Annotated in this window: 5 protein-coding genes; 4 read left to right on the top strand and 1 reads right to left on the bottom strand. The window is 41.4% G+C overall.

Annotated features, from left to right (window positions below; all coding sequences use genetic code 11):
• Positions 1-13 precede the first annotated feature (13 nt).
• Entirely contained in the window at positions 14-520 is a 507-nt protein-coding gene (locus tag ACFE90_RS37610; RefSeq protein ID WP_375507314.1) for a tyrosine-type recombinase/integrase, read from the bottom strand.
• 387 nt (positions 521-907) lie between these two features.
• Here ACFE90_RS37610 and ACFE90_RS37605 point away from each other — a divergent pair, with 387 nt between their 5' ends.
• From ACFE90_RS37605 to ACFE90_RS37590, 4 genes are all read left to right on the top strand, one after another.
• On the top strand, positions 908-1354 hold the full coding sequence (locus tag ACFE90_RS37605) for a hypothetical protein (protein ID WP_375507313.1): 447 nt from the start codon (positions 908-910) through the stop codon (positions 1352-1354).
• Positions 1355-1557: 203 nt separating this feature from the next.
• The gene (locus ACFE90_RS37600) at positions 1558-1836 is read left to right on the top strand and encodes a hypothetical protein (protein WP_375507312.1); all 279 of its coding nucleotides are present in this window, start codon (positions 1558-1560) and stop codon (positions 1834-1836) included.
• 548 nt (positions 1837-2384) lie between these two features.
• Complete coding sequence (locus ACFE90_RS37595; protein ID WP_375507311.1) at positions 2385-2582, top strand: hypothetical protein; 198 nt, start codon at positions 2385-2387, stop codon at positions 2580-2582.
• 24 nt (positions 2583-2606) lie between these two features.
• On the top strand, positions 2607-2801 hold a 195-nt coding region (locus ACFE90_RS37590), incomplete at its 3' end, for a hypothetical protein (RefSeq protein WP_375507310.1).

Below are 2801 nucleotides of genomic sequence, written 5' to 3'. Positions count from 1 at the left end.
ATGATTATCATTCTTATACACTGGGGATTTTATTTGTTGGAAGTCCCTGAATGTGGCGCAACGGTATCCCCGCATCACTCATCCTGGTTAACGCCGTCCTCCTGAAACTGTGGGTACTCACGCCCTCAATGCCCAGCCGCACACAGGTATCTCTGAGAATTTTGTCAGCACTGACCTTATGAATATGTCCCAACCCATGCCGCCCAGGAAACAAAAACTCCTTGCGGCGGTTGGGGTTGTACTCTTCTAAATACTGCTTCAGTTTGGGATGCACTCGAATTTCCCTAGTGTCCCGCTTCCCCTTGGTGTTAACGCTACGTAGCACCAACACCCCTCTAACCCCATTGCTGCCAAACACGTCATTTACCGCCAAAGTACAAGCTTCGTTAATTCGGCAAGCAGCATAAAGACACACGCCGAACAAAGCGCGATCGCGTGGGTTGACAAAGCCCTCGTTAAATAGGAGATTAATTTGGTCAGGGCTGAGGATTTCTGCTCTGCCGAAGCGGTTTATTTTCATAGGGTCTAGCTTACATTGTCTAAACGCCTGGAAACCTATCTATTTCGTGAGCGATGACACGCGCTTAACCCAGGCTTATGAATCAGCCGGACAGGACGAACGCTACAACCCGCATTATCTCGTTGGCTGATAAAATTAGCTTATGTTTGCAACGCGATTACCACTTGCAGGTATGATCCACACCAATAGGATCTGCTCATGTTGGGGCTTGCCTGAGAAGTCTATACTCGCTTCTATACCCCTGCTTGATAAATCGTTGCTATCAGTGAGTGATATCAGCAGTTACTTACTTGCAACAAAAAACTTCATAGAATACCTTCACTGTTAGAACAAACTCAACGGTCAATTTAGGTGATGCTATTGGAGAAATAGCAAAGCCATTCATCCATGAAGAAACTGCTCAAACGTATCTTGGCGCTAATCCGGCAAATTTTTCAGCAGTTATCATCCACTGATAAACCAAGTTCTCCTCCTTCTTATCACCCGCCAGAGACTCCTATTCCTCCCATTCCCACTTTCGTTCCCCAGTGGCAGAACGGGTTGGTGCTAGTTTGTTCACAGTGTACAGTAGAGCAATTTTCCGGGAGTTCTCATCGAATTAATAGAGGTACAACAGCTTCAGAAGAGTTGCAGAACTGGCTGAAATCTCGGATAAAATTTGATGGATTGTGGGGTAAATATCGGGTTGTCAGCACCAGTTGTTTGGGAGTTTGCCCACAGTCGCGCGTTGTTGTTGTTCTGCGTCATGATGCAATTGGACAACAGTGTTTCATTGTAGATCCTCAAGGTGAGCGCGAAATTCTCTACTCAATAATCAAACAGATCAATCACTAGACCTGTGGGAGATGTCGGAACTTTTGACGAGTATGTTGAAGGATTCCAAGTGAGAAAAATTAATTAATTAATTGACTAACTATAGTAGATTGCTCTTATTCAATAACTGGTAATTCAATCTATTTGATAAGATATTTTTACGGAACTTATCAAGTCACCTAGAAAACCGTTTCTCAGTCCAAATAATTCTCAAGGGTAGGAGTATGAAATCAGATGCATTAGAGCTATGCCATCAAGAGTTTAAAAACAATTCCGTGAGGTTTTTGTCAGCAATCGCAATTGAGCCTGGATATTTTCAAAGCTTTGAAGAGATAGTGCAGGCTGTCTCGCTTGAAAGCGCTATCCTAGACAAAGATTTAGCATCTTATGAAAAGGACTTTCTTCGTGGCTGGGATGAGGTTTATGAAAAGGCTTGTGCTGAGGCTGACCGACGAAAAAATGGGGAAAGTCCTAACTTGAACTGGTTTGATAAGCTTGGCTGAAGCCAAAATATTTCTCGGAGTGCTTTAAATCCTTGGACAGGAAATCAATCATGATTATTGATACATTAATTTTAGTAGTTTTAAGTATCAAGTGACGAAAAGGGAATTAGGTCAAGCGGGAGACGCGATTGACTCAATTTGCAGCGATTTGGACAAGCACCCACAAACACGAGGTCATGGGGCAATAGAGTTGTCTATGGGACTAAGATTAAGTGGGAACCTTTCAACTTGTGAAGAAGTAGCTAAATTTATTTAAGGTATCTTATGAACAACAAAAAATCAAACATCAAAACTTATGGGATCTGGGATATTGAGTGGGAAGACGGCCGAAATTATGCCAAAGGGCAAGTTGCAACTCCACACGGTTTTGTGCTTGTTTATTCTGAAAAAGGTGAAAGATCCTACACTTGTTTAAGATTTATTTGGAATGGGATTGAGTATTACAGGGGATTTGCCAAAAGCTATTCACAACCGTATTTGGTAACATTAGCTAGAAGATACGCAGAAGAAATTGTAATTAAATCCCAACAATCTAATTTAGAAACATTATGGAACCAGCCAAAGTTGAATCACGAGTTAAGGAATTAGACGCGAATTTAGAGTTAACTTCTGGGGAAATTTTTGATACTGTTTGCGGTGAGTTTGGACTTGATATTACTTCTTTGGAATCAGAATTGGGCTGCAAGTGTCCGTTTGCATTAGTTGGCTATTTGCAAGAGTGCGAAACAGTCAATCATGAATATTAGCAAAAAAATGGAGGATTTTGGATTATGACGGAATCTGAAATAGAAGAATTTGAGCGACTAAAACGTAGAATTAGAGGTGATTGGATTGCAGCAATTCAAATGGAGCTAATAAAGCTTGATTATTGTGCAATGCTTGTAACTATAGATAATCATGAGGCGTTTTTGGGGTACAGCCGGGATACGTGCAAAATGGGACACGTTGTAAAGTTTTATAAAAAT

The organism is uncultured Nostoc sp. (assembly GCF_964245445.1).
Lineage (GTDB): Bacteria > Cyanobacteriota > Cyanobacteriia > Cyanobacteriales > Nostocaceae > Nostoc.
This window is presented reverse-complemented; position numbering and strand designations above follow the sequence as displayed.